The following is a 17,661-nucleotide window of genomic DNA, read 5'->3' as shown; positions in this document are numbered from 1 at the left end:
ATGTCGGGAGGCGTCGGCCTCGTCCACTATCTCGTCGTCGCGGCGATCCTGTTCACGATGGGCGTGCTGGGGATTTTCCTCAATCGCAAGAACATCATCGTCATCCTCATGGCGATCGAGCTGATCCTGCTGGCGGTGAACATCAACCTCGTCGCTTTCTCGGCGGCGTTGCAGGACCTCGTCGGACAAGTGTTCGCGATGTTCGTGTTGACTGTCGCCGCCGGTGAGGCGGCGATCGGGCTGGCCATTCTCGTGATCTTCTTCCGCGGCCGCGGCTCGATCTCGGTCGACGATCCCAGCCGGATGAAGGGATAAATTCCGGTGCATTCGATTCTCTTCATCGTCTTCGTCCCGCTCGTCGCGGCGATCGTCGCCGGGTTCGCGAACAAGTCGTTTGGCGCGACGCTGCCCAAGGCGATCACCACCGGCGGGCTGTTCCTGTCGTGCGCCCTGTCGTGGCCGGTGTTCATCGGCTTCCTGATGGGCAGCAGCGAGGCGTCGGTGACGCCGGTGCTGCACTTCATGACCTCCGGCACGTTCGACGTGTCCTGGGCGCTGCGCGTCGATGCGTTGACCGCGGTGATGCTGGTGGTGATCACCAGCGTCTCGGCGCTCGTCCACCTCTATAGCTGGGGCTATATGAGCGAGGACCCGGACCAGCCGCGCTTCTTCGCCTATCTGTCGCTGTTCACCTTCGCGATGCTGATGCTGGTGACCGCGGACAATCTGATCCAGATGTTCTTCGGCTGGGAAGGCGTCGGCCTCGCCAGCTACCTGCTGATCGGTTTCTGGTTCCGCAAGCCGAGCGCCAATGCCGCGGCGATCAAGGCGTTCGTCGTCAACCGCGTCGGCGATCTCGGCTTCATGCTCGGCATCTTCGGCACCTATCTGGTCTTCAACACCGTCTCGATCCCGGCGATCCTCGCCGCCGCGCCGTCGATGGCGGGGTCGACGATCGGCTTCCTGTGGTTCCGCGCCGACACGATGACGGTGCTGTGCCTGCTGCTGTTCGTCGGCGCGATGGGCAAGTCGGCGCAGCTCGGCCTGCACACTTGGTTGCCCGACGCGATGGAAGGCCCGACCCCGGTGTCGGCGCTGATCCACGCCGCGACCATGGTGACCGCGGGCGTGTTCATGGTGTGCCGCCTGTCGCCGATGTTCGAGACCTCGCCGACCGCGATGGGCTTCGTCACCTTCATCGGGGCCGCGACCTGCCTGTTCGCGGCGACGATCGGCACGACGCAGACCGACATCAAGCGCGTGATCGCTTATTCGACCTGTTCGCAGCTTGGCTATATGTTCTTCGCCGCAGGCGTCGGCGCCTATGGCGCGGCGATGTTCCACCTGTTCACGCACGCCTTCTTCAAGGCGCTGCTGTTCCTCGGTGCCGGCTCGGTGATCCATGCGATGCACCACGAGCAGGACATGCGCTTCTACGGCGGGCTGCGGAAGGCGATCCCGGTCACCTTCTGGGCGATGCTGCTGGGCACGCTCGCGATCACCGGCGTCGGCATCTACGGGATCGGCGGGTTCGCGGGCTATCACTCGAAGGACGCGATCATCGAGGTGGCCTGGGCCGCCGGGTCGCCGGTCGCTTCGATGGTCGGCGTGTTCGCCGCACTGCTGACGAGCTTCTATTCGTGGCGGCTGATGTTCCTCACCTTCTGGGGGAGCCGCGCTGGGCCGCGTCGGAGCATATCCAGCACGCGCTCCACGACGCGCACGGGCATGGCGATCATGCGCCTGACGATCACGCGCACGCGCACGACCATGGCGACGCGCATGCGCACGGCCATGATGCCGCGCATCATCCCGATCCCGCGGGCGAGGATGCCGGCCATGCGCCGCACGTCGAGTCGCGTGGGTTCAACGAGATCCCGAAGGGCACCGGCGGCTATCATCCGCATGAGAGCCCGATCGTGATGCTGATCCCGTTGATCGTGCTGTCGATCGGCGCGGTCGCCGCCGGCTTCGTGTTCCATCGCTGGTTCATCGATCCGGAGAGCGCGGGTGGGTTCTGGAAGGGTGCGTTGTTCTTCAACGAGCATATGATGCACGAAATGCATCAGGTTCCGCTGCTGGTGCAGTTGGCCGCGACGATCGTGATGCTGTCGGGGCTGCTGATCGCCTATTTGACGTACATCCGCTCGCCGGACGCGCCCGCGAAATTCGCGGACACGTTCCAGCCGTTGTACCGCTTCCTGCTCAACAAATGGTATTTCGACCAGCTCTACCACTTCCTGTTCGTGCGCCCGGCGTTCGCGATCGGTCGCCTGCTGTGGCACCGTGGCGATGAAGGGACGATCGACCGCTTCGGGCCGAACGGCTCGGCGTGGCTGGTGCAGGTGGGAAGCCGCGCGGCGGTTCGTCTCCAGACCGGATATGTCTATACTTATGCTTTCGTCATGCTGATCGGGCTCACCGCCGCGATCACCTGGGCGATCGCGGGCTGAGCGGGGAGAAGGAAGATGTCGTTCCCGATCCTTTCGCTGATGCTGGCGGTCCCCGCGGTCGCCGCCATCGCGTGTCTGTTCCTCTCCGCCCCGGCGGCGCGTGTCACCGCACTGGCCGCGACGCTGATCGACCTCGCGCTCGGCGTGGTGCTGTGGATGTCGTTCGACATCGGCGGCGCGCAATGGCAGTTCGTCGAATATGCCCCGCTGTTCGGCCGGTTCGGCTGGGCGCTCGGCATCGACGGCTATGCGTTGCTGCTGATCGTGCTGTCGGTGTTCCTGATGCCGATCTGCATCGGCGCAAGCTGGCAGGCGATCGAGAAGCGCGTGCCGGAATATATGGCGGCTTTCCTGTTCACCGAAGTGCTGATGATCGGCACCTTCGCGGCGCAGGACCTGTTCCTGTTCTACATCTTCTTCGAAGCCGGCCTGATCCCGATGTTCCTGATCATCGGCATCTGGGGCGGGGCGAACCGCATCTACGCGTCGTACAAGTTCTTCCTGTACACGCTGCTCGGCTCGCTGCTGATGTTCATCGCGATGCTGTACATGAGCATCACCGCTGAAACGACCAGCATCCCGGTGCTGCTCAACTATGACTTCCCGGCGAGCGTCCAGACGTGGCTATGGCTGGCGTTCTTCGCGTCGTTCGCGGTCAAGATGCCGATGTGGCCGGTCCACACCTGGCTGCCCGACGCGCACGTGCAGGCGCCGACCGCGGGGTCGGTGATCCTGGCGGGCGTGCTGTTGAAGCTTGGCGGCTATGGCTTCCTGCGCTTCAGCCTGCCGATGTTCCCCGAAGCCTCGGCTGACCTCGTGTGGCTGGTGTTCGGGCTGAGCGCGGTGGCGGTGATCTACACCAGCCTCGTCGCGCTGGTGCAGTCCGACATGAAGAAGCTGATCGCTTATTCGTCGGTCGCGCACATGGCGATCGTAACCATCGGCCTGTTCGCGTTCAATGCGCAGGGAATCGAGGGCGCGATGATGGTGATGCTGGGTCACGGCCTGGTGTCGGGTGCCTTGTTCCTGTGCGTCGGCGTGATCTACGACCGGCTGCATACGCGTGAGATCAGCCGCTACGGCGGGCTGGCGATCAACATGCCGCGCTATGCGATCCTGTTCCTGCTGTTCACGATGGCCTCGATCGGCTTGCCCGGCACGAGCAACTTCGTCGGCGAATTGCTGAGCCTGATGGGCACCTACCAGGTGTCGACGACGATCGCCTTGCTGTGCACCACCGGCATCATCCTGGGTGCGGCGTATATGCTGTATCTCTACCGGCGTGTCGTGTTCGGTGAGATCAAGTCGGACGATGTCCGCGCGATGTCGGACCTAACGCCGCGCGAGTTGTGGCTGCTGGTCCCGATCGCGGCGGCGGTGCTGTGGATGGGCGTCTATCCGGAGAGCTTCCTCGCGCCGATGCGCAAGGATACGCAGATCCTGCTGGCACGGATCGACCGCGCCCGCCCGGCCGGTGACTCGCTGCCCACCAAGGGCAAGGGGATCGTCCCGGCCGCACATGCCGAAACTTCTGCGCATGGGAGCGCACACTGATGGATTACGCCGCCAATCTGGCGATGACGCTGCCCGAGCTGGTGCTCGCGGTCGGAGCGATCGCGTTGATGCTGGTCGCTGCCTGGGGTGGCCCGGCCTCGACCAAAGCGGTGTCGTGGGTAGCGGTCGCGGTGTTGGGCGGCGCATTGATCGCGCTGACCGGGCCGGCGTCGTCCGGCGGTGACGCTTTCTACGGGCTGTACCGTGCCGATGCGTTCGCCGCCTTTGCCAAGGTGCTGATCTACGTCGGTGCCGCGGTCGCGATCCTGATGGCGCCCGATTTCTTCCGCCGCACCGCCGGTGCGGATCTGCGCCCGGAATATCCGGTGCTGATCCTGCTGTCGGCGTGCGGTATGGGGATGATGGTGTCGGCGGGCGATCTGCTGACGCTCTATGTTGGGCTCGAGCTGCAGAGCTTGGCCGCCTATGTGCTGGCGAGCTTCATGCGGCAGGACACGCGCTCGGCGGAGGCAGGGCTCAAGTATTTCGTGCTCGGTGCACTGGCCAGCGGTATCCTGCTCTACGGGATCAGCCTCGTTTACGGCTTCACCGGCTCGACCTTGTTCAACGAGATCGCAGGTGCCTATGCCGCGGCGCCCCTGACGGGTAGCGGGCGCTCGCTGGGCCTTCTGTTCGGGCTGGTGTTCGTGTTCGCTGGCCTCGCGTTCAAGATCTCGGCGGTGCCGTTCCACATGTGGACCCCCGACGTCTACGAAGGCGCGCCGACCCCGGTGACCGCCTTCTTCGCCTCGGCACCCAAGGTCGCGGCGATCGCGCTCGCGGTCCGCGTCGCGATCGAGGCGATGGGGCCGGCCGAGGTCCAGTGGCGACAGATCGTGATCTTCGCGTCGCTCGCTTCGATCCTGCTCGGCGCGGTTGCGGCGATCGGGCAGCAGAACGTAAAGCGACTGCTCGCTTATTCGTCGATCAACAACGTCGGCTTCGCGCTGATCGGTCTTGCCGCCGGAACGCCGGAAGGCGTCGCGTCGGTCATGACCTATATGACGATCTATCTGGCGATGACGCTGGGCAGCTTCCTGGTCGTGCTCCAGATGCGCGATGCGGACGGGCAGCCGATCGAGACGATCGCCAGCCTCGCCGGCCTGTCGCGGACGCGGCCGGGTCTGGCGGCGGCGCTGGCGATCTTCATGTTCTCGCTCGCCGGTATTCCGCCGCTGTTCGGCTTCTACGCCAAGTTCGCGGTCTTCTACGCCGCGGTGCAGGCGGGGCTGTTCCCACTGGCGGTGATCGGCGTCGTGTTCAGCGTGATCGGTGCCTATTATTACCTGCGCCTCGTCAAGACGATGTACTTCGACGAGCCGACCGGGGCGTTCGGTGAGGGCGACAAGCTTGAGGGCGGGCTGATCGCGGTCGCGGCGGTGTTCGTCTCACCGCTCGGTTACCTGGCCATCCCGGCGCTGTCGGCTTGGACGCTCGCTGCCGCCAACAGCCTCTTCTAAGGCGCCGGCGCTGCCCCGGATCCTGACGGTCCCGGCGACCGGGTCGACCAACGCCGACCTGCTGACGCTGGCGGGCGACCGCGCGGTCGACGAAGGAACATGGCTTCGCGCCGAGCAGCAGACCGCCGGGCGCGGCCGGCAAGGGCGGGTCTGGGACTCGCCCGCCGGCAATCTCTACGCGAGCACACTGGTCGCAATCCGCCCGGGCGATCCATCGGCGGCCGGTCTGGCGTTGGTCGCGGCGGTTGCGCTGGAGGAGACGGTGCGCGGCATCCTGCCTGACGCACGCGCGCTGCGACTGAAATGGCCCAACGACCTGCTGCTCGACGGGGCGAAGCTTTCGGGCATCCTGCTCGAGCGCGGTGCCGCGCATGTGGTGGTCGGGATCGGGGTGAATGTCGCGCACCATCCGGCGCTTGCCGACCGCGCCACGACCAGCCTCCACGCCGCTGGTGCGACGGTGGACGCGGCCACGCTGCTCGGCGACCTCGCAGATCGCTTCGCTGCGTGGCTGACGGTCTGGCGCGGGCAGGGGATGGCACCGATCGCCGCACGCTGGAGCGAGCGTGCGCATGCGGTCGGCACCGCGCTGAAAGTGCGGCTGCCCAGTCAGACGGCGTTGGAAGGGCGGTTCCTCGGCCTGGATACGAGCGGGGCGCTGCTGCTCGGCTTGGCGGACGGTACGCGGCATGTCATCCATGCCGGCGACGTGTTCGTGGTCTAAGGGAGAGGAAGGCGATGCTGCTCGCGATTGATGCCGGCAACACCAATATCGTCTTCGCGCTGGTCCAGCCGAAGACGCGCGAGATCCGCGCGCGCTGGCGAATCGCCACCGACCCGCGGCGCACCGCCGACGAATATGCGGTGTGGCTCAGCCAGTTGCTCCAGCTCGAGGGATACACGCGCGAGGACGTGACGGCGGTCATCATCTCCACCGTCGTGCCGCGTGCGCTCCACAATCTCGAAGTGCTCGCCAGCAAATATTTCCGTACCGAGGCGCTGATCGCCGGGCGCGCGCCGGTCGAGTGGCAATTGTCGGTCGACGTCGACGAGCCGCGCAGTCTGGGTGCCGACCGTGCGGTCAACACGATCGCCGCGCACGCGCTCCATGCCGGCGACCTGATCGTGATCGACTTCGGGACAGCCACGACCTTCGACCATTCCGACTTCGACGGGGCCTATAAGGGCGGGATCATCGCGCCGGGGATCAACCTGTCGCTGGATGCGCTGGTGATGGCCGCCGCCAAGCTGCCGCGGATCGCGATCGAGGCGCCCGCCACCGAAAACGTGATCGGCCGCAATACCGTCGATCAGATGAACATCGGCATCTACTGGGGCTATATCGCGATGATCGAGGGGCTGATCGCGCGGATGAAACGCGAGATCGCGCGCCCCGTGAAGGTGATCGCGACCGGCGGCCTCGCGACGCTTTTCGAACAACATACCAACGCGTTCGACGCGATCGAACCCGACCTGACGATTCAGGGTCTGGCGATCATGTACGCGCGCGCCCATATCGACGCATGACCGCTTTGCCGGCGCGATCGTCCGTCTTCCATGCCTGCCGCAATGATGCGGGCGGGCCGAGGTGCCGGCACTCAAAGGAATATAATGACACCGAAGAATAACGAGCTGCTCTTCTGCGCGCTGGGCGGGTCCGGCGAAATCGGCATGAACGTCATCCTGTATGGCCATGCCGGCAAATGGCTGATGGTCGATTGCGGCGTGACCTTCGCCGATGCGCAGTATCCCGGGATCGACGTGATCCTGCCAGACTTGCGCTTCATCGAGGAGCGGATCGACGATCTGGTCGGGATCGTGCTGACGCACGGGCATGAGGATCATATCGGCGCCTTGCCGTACCTCGCTGAGGACCTTGGCGTGCCGATCTACGCGACGCCGTTCACCGCCGGGCTGGTGCGCGGCAAGCTGGAAGAGGAGCGGATCGAGGACCGGGTGAAGATCCGTCTGGTCGAGGCCCGCAAGTCCTTCAAGGTCGGCCCGTTCGAGGTCGAGGTCGTGCCGCTGTCGCACTCGATCCCCGAGGCGAACGCGCTGGTGATCGGCACGCCGGCGGGCAAGGTGTTCCACACCGGCGACTGGAAGCTCGATCCGACCCCGGTGATCGGCCAGCCCGCGACGCCTGAGGAACTCGCCGAGATCGGGGCCGAGGGTATCGACGTGCTCGTCTGCGATCTCGACCAACGTCTTCAATGCCGAAGCCTCGCCGAGCGAGGCGACCGTCCGTGAAGGCCTGGCCAAGAGCGTCGCGCGCGCGCGCGGTCGCGTGGTGGTGACGACCTTTGCGTCGAACGCCGCGCGGCTCCACACGCTGGGGCAGGTTGCCGAGGAGACCGGGCGCAAGTTGTGCGTGACCGGGCGCTCGCTCGACCGGATCATCCGCGTCGCCAAGGCGACCGGTTATCTCAAGAACTTCCCGCAGACCATCGACGTCGACGCTGCGATGCGGCTGCCCAAGAACCGCGTGCTGATCGTCGCCACCGGTGGCCAGGGCGAGGAGCGTGCGGCGTTGGCGCGGATCGCGGCGGGCAGCCACCCGGTCGCGCTCGACATGGGCGACATGGTGATCTTCTCGTCCAAGCAGATCCCCGGCAACGAGGTCGCGATCGGCCGTATCCAGAACCAACTTGCCGCCAAGGGTGTCGAGATGGTGACGGAAAAGCAGGCGCATGTGCACGTATCGGGGCATCCGGGGCGGCCGGAACTCGCGAAGATGTATGGCTGGCTCCGTCCCACTTCGCTGGTGCCGGTGCACGGCGAGATGCGGCACCTGATGGAGCACGCGCGCTACGGCCTGTCGCAGGGGATCGCCAACGCGGTGGTGCAGACCAACGGCGATATGGTGCGTCTGGCACCGGGCGCGCCGAAGAAGATCGGCAACGTGCCGGTCGGACGGCTGGTGCTCGACGGCGACGTGATCCTGCCGGCGGACGGCAGCACGATCAACGAGCGGCGGCGCGTCGCGGTCAACGGCCAGATCTCGGTCGGGATCGCGGTCGATCGCAACGGTCGCGCGGGCGGTACGCCCGATGTGCGTGTGCAGGGCGTGCCGGTCGAGGAGGAGCGCGAGCCGTTCCTAGCCGATGCGATCGAGGCAGCGGCCGAGGCGATGGCCGGGCGGCCGCGTGACCGCGAGCGGCTGCGCGAGGACGTGCGGCTGGCGGTGCGCAAGGTCGCGACGCGGTGGACCGGCAAGAAGCCGATCGTCGATGTCGTGATCGTAGAGGTCTGATCGGGCGCGCCCGGCAGGAGGACGCAGGATGCGCTGGACATCGTTGTTGGCGATCTACGTCCTCTTCTGGGCGTTTTCGGTCTTTCTGGTGCTGCCGTTCGGCGTGCGCACCTCCGCGGAGGCGGGGAGGCGCACATGCCCGGCACCGCCGAGAGCGCACCGCACGAATTCTCGCTGAAGCGCATCATCATCCGCACGACGATCGTCGCGACGGCGCTGTTCGCGCTGTTCGTCGCCAATTATGAGTTTGGCTGGGTGACCGCGCAGTCGCTCGACGTCATGGACGTGGCGAACGCGATCGAGTGAGGCGGGTTGTGGCGGTGCGTAGCAGGGCGGTGCAAAGGGTAATGATGACCGACGCCAGTGATCCGCGCCTCGTCGACGACGCCGGCCATGTCTGGCCGCGCTTATCGCCGCTCCATACCGGGGTGCGTGGCTGCTGTCCGCGCTGCGGCAAGGGTGCGCTGTTCCGCGGCTTCCTTACGATTCGCGATCGCTGCCCGGTGTGCGGGCTCGACTATTCCTATGCCGATCCGGCGGACGGCCCGGCGGTGTTCGTGCAATTGTTCGCGTGTCTGCCCGGCGTGATTTTCACGCTGATGTTGCAGATCCTCGCTGATCCGCCGTGGTGGATACACGTGCTGGTCAGCCTGCCGGTGCTGCTGGCCAGCACGGTATTGCCGCTGCGGCCGATCAAGGGCTGGCTGGTCGCGAGCCAATTCTACTTCAAGGCGCGCGAAGGGCGCTTGATCAAGGAAGAGTGAGCGCGCCGCGGACGCTCACCCTCCAGCGGGTAGAGCGCCGCCGCGATCCGGCGTTCCTCGGCGCGCAGCACGCCCCACGCGCGTGCGGCGGCGCGGCTGTCCATCGCCTCGATCCCGATCCCGCGCTTCTCCAGCGCCGAGACCAAGGCACGCGGTGGCCGGCGCAGGTCGGCGCCGGTGCCGAGGAGCACGAACTCGATCGACTCGCCCAGCAACGGTGCGAGCGCCGCTTCGTCGAGCGTCTCGAACGGCGGCGGGGTCCAGCCGTCGGCGCGCGTCGCGGTCAGCAGCAGTGCCGGATAGACGCCCATCGTTCCGTCCGGCGCGTCGACCTTGAAGCCGGCCGGGCCAAAGCCGCGCACCAGCGGGCCGGCGGCGTCGCGCTCGCGGTCCATCCTCATCGTGCGTGCTCCCGGTCGCAGGTCAGGCGCGGGGCCCGACGCGCTCCGCATTGTCGGCGACGCTGCCGCCGCGCGCCGGCTTCTCATTTTCCGGCTCGGCACGGAGGCCGAGGGTGATGAGCAGCGAGGACGAGACGTAGATCGACGAATAGGTGCCGACGATGATGCCCAGCGTCATCGCCGCGGTGAAGCCGCGCAGCACGTGCCCGCCGAGGAACAGCAACGCGAGCAGCGCGAGGAGGATCGTCACCGAGGTCATGACGGTGCGGGGCAGCGTCTCGTTGACTGACAGGTTGATGATCTCGCGCATGTCCATCTTGCGATAGCGGCGCATATTCTCGCGGATGCGGTCGTCGATCACGATCTTGTCGTTGATCGAATAGCCGATGATCGTCAGCACCGCCGCGACGATGTTCAGGTCGAACTCGAATTGCGTCAGCGCGAAGAAGCCGAGCGTCATCAACAGATCGTGGACAATCGCGACGATCGTCGAGACGCCGAACTGCCACTCGAACCGGAAGATCGCGAACAGCCCGATGCCGAGGATCGCCAGCACCACCGCGAGCACGCCGTTGCGGATCAGCTCGCCCGACACCTTGCCCGACACCGTCGAATAGCGGCGGAACTCGGTGCCCGGGAACGCCTTGGCCAGCGCGCCCTCGACCTTGCGGACCGCGGTGTTGGTCGCGCCCTCGTCGCCGCCCTGCTGAACGGGCAGGCGGATCGTGATGTTGCGCTTGTCGCCGAACGGCTGGAGCGCGGCCTCGCCGACACCCTGCGCATCGACGACCGCGCGAACGCGGCCGAGATCCGGTTCCTGCGCGAACCGTTCCTCGATCATCAGGCCGCCTTCGAAGTCGACGCCGAAGTTGAGCCCTTTGTAGAGGGTCAGCCCCACTGCGAGCACGCTGAGCAGCAGCGTCAGGCCGAACGCCCAGCCGCGCAGGCGGACGAAATCAATATTGGTGTCGTCGGGGACGAGCTTGAGCAGTTTCATGACGGCCTCGCCGCCCCGGCCGCAGCCGGGGTCCGGTTAGGGAAAGAACGGTCGGCGCGATCATATGTTGATCGTCTTCGGCTTGGCGCGACGCAGCCAGCCCGCGACCAGCATGCGCGTGAAGGTAACGGCGGTGAACACGCTGGTGGCGATGCCGATCAACAGCACGACCGCGAAGCCCTTCACCGGGCCGGAGCCCAGCACGAACATGATGATGCCCGAGATCGCGTGCGTCACGTTCGCCTCGAAGATCGTGCGACTGGCCTCCTTATAGCCCAGCTCGACCGCCTGCACCACGTTGCGCCCGCGATGGCGTTCTTCGCGGATCTCGCTCGTTGATCAGCACGTTAGCATCGACCGCGGTACCGATCGTCAGCACGAAGCCGGCGATGCCCGGCAGCGTCAGCGTGCCCTTGAGCAGCGCCATCACGCCGAGGATGACGAACACGTTGATGACGACCGCGAGGTTCGCATAGACGCCGAACCGGCCGTAGGTGACCAGCATGAACGCGACGACCAGCGCGACCGCGACCGCCGAGGCGAGGATGCCGGCGCGGATCGAGTCGGCGCCGAGGTCCGGCCCGACCGTCGATTCCTCGACGATCTTCAGGTCGACCGGCAACTTGCCCGAACGCAGCGCGATCGCGAGCTGGTTGGCGCTTTCGACCGTGAAGCCGCCGTTGATCGATGCGCGGCCGCCGATGATCGGCTCGTTGATGTTCGGGGCCGATATGACGCTGTTATCGACGATGATCGCGAACGGCTTGCCGACGTTTTCCTGCGTCGTGCGCGCGAAACGGCGGCCGCCCTGACTGTCGAAGGTCATCGACACCTGCGGCGCGTTGGTCTGCGGCTCGAACTCCTGCCGGGCATCGCTCAGCATGTCGCCGGTGATGATCGCCTGCCGCTTGACCGCGATCAACGGAATGCCCGACGGATTGTTCGGATAGGGCAGAATCTGGTCGCCGGCCGGCGCCTGACCCTTGGCGAGCGCCTGCGGATCGGCGTTGACGTCAACCAGCTTGAATTCGAGCTTGGCGGTCTTGCCGAGCAGGTCCTTGAGCGCCTGCGGGTCCTGGAGGCCCGGCACCTGCACGACGATACGGTTGCTGCCCTGACGGATGATCGTCGGCTCGCGCGTTCCCATTTCGTCGATGCGGCGACGCACGACCTCGGTCGCGTCGCCCATCGCGGTTTCGACCGCCTGCTTCAGTCCCTCGGCGGTCGGCGTCAGCACGAAGCGGCTGGTGTCGACAACCTGGATATCCCACTGGCGCTGCCCGGTCATCCCCGCGCCGGTGCCGGTGATCTGGAGCAGCCGCTCACGCGCGGCGTCGACCTGTGCGGGATCGCGCAGCAGGAACGACAGCTGGCCGCCGCGGCTGGAGATCTCGCCGACCTCGATGCGCGGATTCTGGCGGCGCATCTCGGTCTGCACCTGCTCGCGCATCGCCTCGACGCGAGTCGCGGCGACGTCGTTGGTGTCGGCCTCCAGCAGCAGATAGCTGCCGCCGGCCAGATCCAGCCCCTTGTTGACGCGCGGAAGGTTGATCCCCCACCCTTGCGTCACGCTCTCGGGAATGAAGGTCGGGATCGACAGCGACACCAATGCCGCGAGCAGCAGCCAGATGCCGGCGACCTTCCAGCGGGGAAAGTCCAGCATGTCAGTCGTTCGCCGGCTTGCCGCCGAGCGGCGTGACCTCGGCGAGCGTCGCCTTGACGACGCGCACGCGCGTATTCGGTGCGATTTCGACCTCGACGAAGTCGTCCTCGACCTTGGTCACCTTGCCGACGAGCCCGCCGGCGGTGACGACCGAGTCGCCCTTCTTGACACCGGCGACTGCACTCTGGAGCGCCTTCATGCGGCGCTGTTGCGGGCGGATCATTAGAAAGTAGAAGACGACGAAGACGAGGAGCAGCGGCGCGAGGCTGATGAAGCCGGCGAGGCCGCCGCCCTGGGCGGCGCCGCTGGCGGTCTGCGCATAAGCGGGAGAGATGAGCATCGGTTTCCGTGCATGACCGTTGGGCGGCCGGGAGACGGCCGCGCGAAGTGGCTGCCGCTATCATTGCGGCGCGTCGCGCGCAACATGCGGCCAACCCGCTTGCATCGCGCTGCGACCAAGCGTAGAGGCGCCCCTCGGTCGGGGCGTAGCGCAGCCTGGTAGCGCATCACACTGGGGGTGTGGGGGTCGCAGGTTCGAATCCTGTCGCCCCGACCAAGCATTTAAATCATTGATTTGTCGTTCCTTGTCGGCAGCGCGGCTGGTATGATCCTTGCCGCACTGATTGGCGCGACTCCAGTCCTTCGAGGCTGGCTCTCGTGCCTGCGGCGCGAGGGGAGGTCAGATGGTGACAGCAGCCGCGGAAGCCGTTCTCGCCCGTTGCGTGGATCGAGCGCGCGCGTCGCCATGAGCAACACGCCCGGCTTGACCCCGTCGCCACCGCGCGTCACGATCGACCGCAGCGATCCGGTGCATCGCCGGCTGGAACAACTCGCGCCCGGTGTGGCCGCGACGATCGGACTGCACAGCCGGCGCTTTTCGCCGCGCGTCGTTCGTTCGCGTCGCGAGATCGTGCATGAAGGCGAGGCGGTTTCCGGTGTCTGGATGATCCGGGCCGGGTGGGCGGCGCTGGTGCGGCATTTCGCGGACGGCCGCCGCCAGATCGAACATTTGCTGCTGCCCGGCGATCCGCTGCCGCTCGATCGCGACGCTTACTATCCCGCGACGATCGTCGCGCTGACCCCGGTGACCATGGTCGATCTCGACGGTCCGTGGCTGTCGGATCCTGCGCTACTCGACGGCGCGTTGCGGCGGCATACGCTGACGACCCTGCATCACCTGCTCGACGCCACGGCGCGGCTAGGGCGACAGGTCGCGATCGAGCGATTCGCGCACCTGCTGCTCGAATTGCGCGATCGTCTCAAGAATGTCGGGCTGGCGAGCGATACGCACTTTCGGCTGCCGCTGACGCAGGAGATGCTCGCCGATACGCTCGGGCTGACCAGCGTTCATGTGAATCGCACGCTGCAGATGATGCGGCAGCAACAGCTGATCGAGCTGGAGGGGCGCGAGGTGGCGCTGCTGCTGCCGGCGAAACTCGCGCAGATGGCGGATTATCCGTCGCTGCCCGGACAGCCGATCGCTAACGGCTAAGCGATGACGAACGAGAACAGGACGCGTGTGCCATGGTGGTTTCGCCTTTTGGCGATCGCGCTGGTGCTGTGGGGCGCGATGGGCGTGTGGGCGTGCATCGGCCAGTTGACGCACGGGGCGGATGCGATGCCGATGGCGAGCGATTACGATCGCGCGTTGTTCGCGGGGCTGCCGCTCTGGTATCTGGCCGATTACGCGATCGGTACGGCGACGATGCTGGCGGGGGCACTGGCGTTGCTGGCGCGATCACGTCACGCGGTCGCGCTGCTGACCGTGTCGCTGGTGGCGGTGATGATCCAGTTCGGGTGGATGTTCGCCATGACCGACATCATCGCGGTCAAAGGGCCGTACGTGCTCTATTTTCCGCTGTTGATCCTCGGGGTCGGCGCGTTGGCGCTCCAGTTGGGCCATGTCGCGCGTCGACGCGGCTGGATCGTTTGATGCGCGTGGCGTAGCAGGGCGCGATGTCCACGACCTTCACCATCGACACCGCGACCAGCCGCGCGACTCCGGTCGCCGCGCCGATGAAGCGTCTGACCGTTCCGGCGATCCGGGCGCGCAAGGCGGCGATCGCGGCAGGCAAGGGCGAGCCGCTCGTCATGCTGACCGCCTATACCGTGCGGATGGCGCAATTGATGGACCCGCATTGCGACATGCTGCTGGTCGGCGACAGCCTGGGGCAGGTGATCTACGGCCTGCCTTCGACGGTGCCGGTTACGCTGGAGATGATGGCGGCGCATGGCGCGGCGGCGGTGCGCGGCAGCCATCACGCGACGGTCGTGATCGACATGCCGTTCGGCAGTTACGAGGCGTCGCCCGCGCAGGCGTTCGAAAGCGCGGCGCTGCTGATGAAGCAGACCGGTGCAGCGGCGGTGAAGCTGGAGGGCGGAACCGCGATGGCGCCGACGGTGCAGTTCCTGTCGGAACGCGGCATCCCGGTCGTCGGGCATATCGGGCTGACCCCACAGGCGGTGAACGCGCTGGGCGGCTATGGCGCGCGCGGGCGCAGCCCGGCGGAGGCGCGCAAGATCGTCGCCGACGCGCGTGCGGTCGCCGAGGCAGGCGCGTTCGCGCTGGTGATCGAGGGGGTGGTCGAGCCGATCGCGGTCGAGATCACGCGCACGATCGACATTCCGACGATCGGGATCGGCGCGTCCGCGGCGTGCGACGGGCAGGTGCTGGTCGCCGAGGACATGCTGGGCCTGTTCGAGCGGACGCCGCGCTTCGTGAAGCGCTATGGCGACATGGCGGCCTTCGTCGCCGAGCGCGCCGGGCAATATGCCGCCGAGGTACGCTCGCGCGCCTTCCCCGGCCCGGAGCAGCTCTATCCCGCAAAGGACTAGGCGGGGATCAGCTTCCCCGTCGCCCCGGATCGAGCCCGGCACAACGTACCAAGCGAGACGTGTCTCGACCGGCCCATTCGCCAGCCCTTCCGTTTATCCCGGCGAACCGCTACACGCCGGGCGTTTTTCCGTGAAGCCCGGAGTATTCGGTGGCCCTGACGCCGCAAAACAATGAAGCGTTCCTGCGTGAGGTCGACGACGAGCTGCGTCGCGATCAGGCGCTGCACGTCTGGCGCCGCTACGGCGTCGCGCTGATCGCCGCCGTCGTGGTCGCGCTCGCGGCGTTCGGCGCCTATCTGTTCTGGCAGCATCGCCAGGAACAGGCCGCCGGGCGCGAAGGCGAGCAGTTGCAGACCGCCTATGACGCGCTTGCCGCCAACGACACCAAGTCGGCGAGCGACACGCTCGCGAAGCTGACGCAGTCGAAGCGCGACGGCTATCGCGTGCTGGCGACGTTCACGCAGGCCGATGTGCTGCTGCAAAAGAACGACCTGAAAGGTGCGGCGGCCAAGTTCGCCAGCGTCGCGCAGGATGCGTCGGTAGCGCAGCCGTTCCGCGATCTCGCGATGATCCGCCAGACCAGCGCCGAGTTCGACACGCTCAAGCCTGAGGTCGTTGCGGAGCGGATGCGTCCGCTGGCGGTCGCGGGCAATCCGTGGCTGGGCAGCGCGGGCGAGCTGATGGCCGCCGCCTATCTGCAACAAGGCCGCCGCGATCTCGCCGGGCAGGTGTTCGCGCGGATCGCCGCCGACACGCAGGTGCCGTCCTCGTTGCGTCAACGTGCGGTTCAGATGTCGGGCGTATTGGATGAAAAGGCGACGCCCGCGTCGCCGACGGCTGCCGGTGCCGCTGCGCCGGCCAAGAACGAAGGTAACACGACGCGATGACGACACGGGTGGCGACCGGCCTGGCGCTCGCCGCGCTGGTGGGGTTGAGCGGCTGCGGCATCTTCAAGGGCGGGCCCAAGAAGACCCCGACCGTGGGGCAGCGCGTTCCGATCCTGATGTCGGAAAATCAGGCGACGGTCGACAAGGGGCTGGAAAGCGTGCCGGTCACGCTGCCGGTCGGTGTCGCCAACGATGCCTGGACGCAGCCGGGCGGCAACGCGGCCAAGTCGATGGGCAATCTGCTGCTTGGCTCCGCGACGCCCGCCAAGGCGTGGACCGCGCAGATCAACGGTGGCACCAACCGCGCGCGCCTCGCCGCCGGACCGGTCGTCGCCGAGAACAAGCTGTTCGTCGTCGATGTCGACGCGACGCTGCACGCCTTCGCCGCGGACACCGGCACGAAGCTGTGGACGCGCGTGCTGCCTGACAACGAAGAAAACAAGAACGCGCGCTTCGGCGGCGGCGTCAGCTATGACGAGGGCAAGCTCTACGCCACCGACGGGCTGGGTGACGTCGTCGCGGTCAACGCCGCCGACGGCGCGGTGCTGTGGCGCGCGAAGCCGGGCGGCCCGCTGCGTGGCGCACCGACCGTCGCCAACGGCCAGGTCTATGTGCTGAGCCAGGACAATCAGATCTTCGCGCTCGATCAGGGCGACGGCAAGGTCGTCTGGACGCAGTCGGCGAGCCTGGAGACGCAGGGCGTATTCGGCGTCGCCGCGCCGGCCGCCAGCTCGGGCACGGTCATCGCAGGCTTTTCGAGCGGCGAGCTGAACGCCTATCGCTACGAGAACGGGCGCACCCTGTGGCAGGATGCGCTGTCGCGCACCTCGATTACCACCTCGGTGTCGAGTCTCGCCGATATCGACGCCGATCCGGTGATCGACGATGGCCGCGTCTATTCGATCGGCGAGGGCGGCCGGATGGTCGCGCTGGAGATCGCGACCGGGCAGCGGACCTGGGAACAGAACCTTGCCGGCATCTCGACGCCTTGGGTCGTCGGCGACTGGATCTTCCTCGTCACCGACGATGCGCGGCTGGTCTGCCTGTCGCGCGCCAATGGCAAGCTGCGCTGGGTCAGCCAGTTGCGCGCGTTCAAGAACGAGGAAAAGCGCAACGATCCCTATAATTGGTTCGGGCCGGTGCTGGCGGGCGACAAGCTGTGGCTGACCAACTCGCGCGGTGAACTGGTCGGCACCTCGACGACCGACGGCAGCGTGCAGACGACGATCGAAGCCGGTGATCAATTCTCGATGGCGCCGATCATCGCCAACCAGACGCTCTACACGCTCGACGAAAAGGGTGTGATCACCGCCTGGCGCTAACGCCGGCGATCCGAACAGCCTTCGTCGCCCCGGACTTGTTCCTGGGCCCCGCTTTCCGCCTCGGGCAGGGAA

At 66.7% G+C, this 17,661-nt stretch carries 16 protein-coding genes, 1 tRNA gene and 3 pseudogenes; 16 read left to right on the top strand and 4 right to left on the bottom strand.

From position 1 onward, the window contains the following. The 10 genes and pseudogenes from nuoK to QP166_RS14840 all read left to right on the top strand — a co-directional run bounded on the left by nuoK (position 1) and on the right by QP166_RS14840 (position 9,484). Positions 1-315 (top strand): NADH-quinone oxidoreductase subunit NuoK, encoded by a 315-nt coding sequence (gene nuoK, locus QP166_RS14885; RefSeq protein ID WP_037489584.1) that lies wholly within the window; start codon positions 1-3, stop codon positions 313-315. A gap of 6 nt (positions 316-321) precedes the next feature. Further along, positions 322-1,923, top strand: coding sequence for an NADH-quinone oxidoreductase subunit L (gene nuoL, locus QP166_RS14880; RefSeq protein WP_333916617.1), 1,602 nt, complete (start codon positions 322-324; stop codon positions 1,921-1,923). Then, positions 1,923-2,453: a hypothetical protein gene (locus tag QP166_RS14875; protein WP_333917353.1), complete on the top strand. Its 531-nt coding sequence runs from the start codon at positions 1,923-1,925 to the stop codon at positions 2,451-2,453. The genes nuoL and QP166_RS14875 overlap by 1 nt, the downstream gene beginning before the upstream one ends. A gap of 15 nt (positions 2,454-2,468) precedes the next feature. Beyond that, a complete protein-coding gene (locus QP166_RS14870; protein WP_333916616.1) occupies positions 2,469-4,007 on the top strand; it encodes an NADH-quinone oxidoreductase subunit M in 1,539 nt (512 codons plus the stop codon). After that, positions 4,007-5,467, top strand: coding sequence for an NADH-quinone oxidoreductase subunit NuoN (gene nuoN, locus QP166_RS14865; protein WP_333916615.1), 1,461 nt, complete (start codon positions 4,007-4,009; stop codon positions 5,465-5,467). Before QP166_RS14870 ends, nuoN begins: the two co-directional genes overlap by 1 nt. Then, positions 5,445-6,191: a biotin--[acetyl-CoA-carboxylase] ligase gene (locus tag QP166_RS14860; protein ID WP_333917352.1), complete on the top strand. Its 747-nt coding sequence runs from the start codon at positions 5,445-5,447 to the stop codon at positions 6,189-6,191. The genes nuoN and QP166_RS14860 overlap by 23 nt, the downstream gene beginning before the upstream one ends. A 14-nt stretch (positions 6,192-6,205) precedes the next feature. Beyond that, positions 6,206-6,994: a type III pantothenate kinase gene (locus QP166_RS14855; RefSeq protein WP_333916614.1), complete on the top strand. Its 789-nt coding sequence runs from the start codon at positions 6,206-6,208 to the stop codon at positions 6,992-6,994. Positions 6,995-7,078: 84 nt separating this feature from the next. Continuing rightward, a pseudogene (locus tag QP166_RS14850) lies at positions 7,079-8,720 on the top strand (ribonuclease J). A gap of 28 nt (positions 8,721-8,748) precedes the next feature. Beyond that, a pseudogene (locus QP166_RS14845) lies at positions 8,749-9,026 on the top strand (DUF1467 family protein). Positions 9,027-9,070: 44 nt separating this feature from the next. Beyond that, on the top strand, positions 9,071-9,484 hold the full coding sequence (locus QP166_RS14840; protein ID WP_333916613.1) for a DUF983 domain-containing protein: 414 nt from the start codon (positions 9,071-9,073) through the stop codon (positions 9,482-9,484). Here the strand turns inward: QP166_RS14840 and QP166_RS14835 are convergent. From QP166_RS14835 to yajC, 4 genes and pseudogenes are all read right to left on the bottom strand, one after another. Continuing rightward, positions 9,442-9,885, bottom strand: coding sequence for an Mth938-like domain-containing protein (locus tag QP166_RS14835; RefSeq protein ID WP_333916612.1), 444 nt, complete (start codon positions 9,883-9,885; stop codon positions 9,442-9,444). The two genes, QP166_RS14840 and QP166_RS14835, sit on opposite strands and share 43 nt — an antisense overlap. Before the next feature lie 22 nt (positions 9,886-9,907). After that, the gene (gene secF, locus QP166_RS14830) at positions 9,908-10,882 is read right to left on the bottom strand and encodes a protein translocase subunit SecF (protein ID WP_333916611.1); all 975 of its coding nucleotides are present in this window, start codon (positions 10,880-10,882) and stop codon (positions 9,908-9,910) included. A gap of 60 nt (positions 10,883-10,942) precedes the next feature. After that, positions 10,943-12,545 (bottom strand): annotated as a pseudogene (gene secD / locus QP166_RS14825) (protein translocase subunit SecD). A 1-nt stretch (position 12,546) separates the two neighbouring features. Beyond that, positions 12,547-12,885, bottom strand: coding sequence for a preprotein translocase subunit YajC (gene yajC, locus QP166_RS14820; protein ID WP_333916610.1), 339 nt, complete (start codon positions 12,883-12,885; stop codon positions 12,547-12,549). 139 nt (positions 12,886-13,024) lie between these two features. Here yajC and QP166_RS14815 point away from each other — a divergent pair. The 6 genes from QP166_RS14815 to QP166_RS14790 all read left to right on the top strand — a co-directional run bounded on the left by QP166_RS14815 (position 13,025) and on the right by QP166_RS14790 (position 17,589). Next, positions 13,025-13,101 (top strand) — tRNA-Pro (locus tag QP166_RS14815). 189 nt (positions 13,102-13,290) lie between these two features. Further along, positions 13,291-14,037, top strand: coding sequence for a Crp/Fnr family transcriptional regulator (locus tag QP166_RS14810; RefSeq protein ID WP_333916609.1), 747 nt, complete (start codon positions 13,291-13,293; stop codon positions 14,035-14,037). 3 nt (positions 14,038-14,040) lie between these two features. Continuing rightward, the gene (locus QP166_RS14805) at positions 14,041-14,478 is read left to right on the top strand and encodes a hypothetical protein (protein WP_333916608.1); all 438 of its coding nucleotides are present in this window, start codon (positions 14,041-14,043) and stop codon (positions 14,476-14,478) included. A 23-nt stretch (positions 14,479-14,501) separates the two neighbouring features. Next, positions 14,502-15,380, top strand: a complete 879-nt coding sequence (gene panB, locus QP166_RS14800; protein ID WP_333916607.1) for a 3-methyl-2-oxobutanoate hydroxymethyltransferase — start codon at positions 14,502-14,504, stop codon at positions 15,378-15,380. A gap of 149 nt (positions 15,381-15,529) precedes the next feature. Further along, on the top strand, positions 15,530-16,267 hold the full coding sequence (locus QP166_RS14795) for a tetratricopeptide repeat protein (RefSeq protein ID WP_333916606.1): 738 nt from the start codon (positions 15,530-15,532) through the stop codon (positions 16,265-16,267). After that, positions 16,264-17,589 carry a PQQ-like beta-propeller repeat protein gene (locus QP166_RS14790; protein WP_333916605.1) on the top strand — a complete coding sequence of 442 codons (1,326 nt, stop codon included), beginning with the start codon at positions 16,264-16,266 and terminating at the stop codon, positions 17,587-17,589. The genes QP166_RS14795 and QP166_RS14790 overlap by 4 nt, the downstream gene beginning before the upstream one ends. Positions 17,590-17,661: the final 72 nt, after the last annotated feature.

Origin of the sequence: Sphingomonas sp. LR60, from assembly GCF_036855935.1 — a bacterium.
GTDB lineage: Bacteria > Pseudomonadota > Alphaproteobacteria > Sphingomonadales > Sphingomonadaceae > Sphingomonas.
The sequence above is the reverse complement of the archived record's forward strand: the minus strand, read 5'-3'. Positions and strand labels throughout refer to the sequence as shown.

Excerpts from the sequence above, each read along its gene's own strand:
- nuoN (WP_333916615.1), top strand. The coding sequence starts at position 4,007 with ATGGATTACGCCGCCAATCTGGCGATGACGCTGCCCGAGCTGGTGCTC.
- QP166_RS14870 (WP_333916616.1), top strand. The coding sequence starts at position 2,469 with ATGTCGTTCCCGATCCTTTCGCTGATGCTGGCGGTCCCCGCGGTCGCC.
- yajC (WP_333916610.1), bottom strand. The coding sequence starts at position 12,885 with ATGCTCATCTCTCCCGCTTATGCGCAGACCGCCAGCGGCGCCGCCCAG.
- QP166_RS14840 (WP_333916613.1), top strand. The coding sequence starts at position 9,071 with ATGACCGACGCCAGTGATCCGCGCCTCGTCGACGACGCCGGCCATGTC.
- panB (WP_333916607.1), top strand. The coding sequence starts at position 14,502 with ATGTCCACGACCTTCACCATCGACACCGCGACCAGCCGCGCGACTCCG.
- QP166_RS14875 (WP_333917353.1), top strand. The coding sequence starts at position 1,923 with ATGCTGATCCCGTTGATCGTGCTGTCGATCGGCGCGGTCGCCGCCGGC.
- QP166_RS14790 (WP_333916605.1), top strand. The coding sequence starts at position 16,264 with ATGACGACACGGGTGGCGACCGGCCTGGCGCTCGCCGCGCTGGTGGGG.
- QP166_RS14835 (WP_333916612.1), bottom strand. The coding sequence starts at position 9,885 with ATGAGGATGGACCGCGAGCGCGACGCCGCCGGCCCGCTGGTGCGCGGC.
- nuoK (WP_037489584.1), top strand. The coding sequence starts at position 1 with ATGTCGGGAGGCGTCGGCCTCGTCCACTATCTCGTCGTCGCGGCGATC.
- QP166_RS14805 (WP_333916608.1), top strand. The coding sequence starts at position 14,041 with ATGACGAACGAGAACAGGACGCGTGTGCCATGGTGGTTTCGCCTTTTG.
- QP166_RS14855 (WP_333916614.1), top strand. The coding sequence starts at position 6,206 with ATGCTGCTCGCGATTGATGCCGGCAACACCAATATCGTCTTCGCGCTG.
- secF (WP_333916611.1), bottom strand. The coding sequence starts at position 10,882 with ATGAAACTGCTCAAGCTCGTCCCCGACGACACCAATATTGATTTCGTC.
- QP166_RS14810 (WP_333916609.1), top strand. The coding sequence starts at position 13,291 with ATGAGCAACACGCCCGGCTTGACCCCGTCGCCACCGCGCGTCACGATC.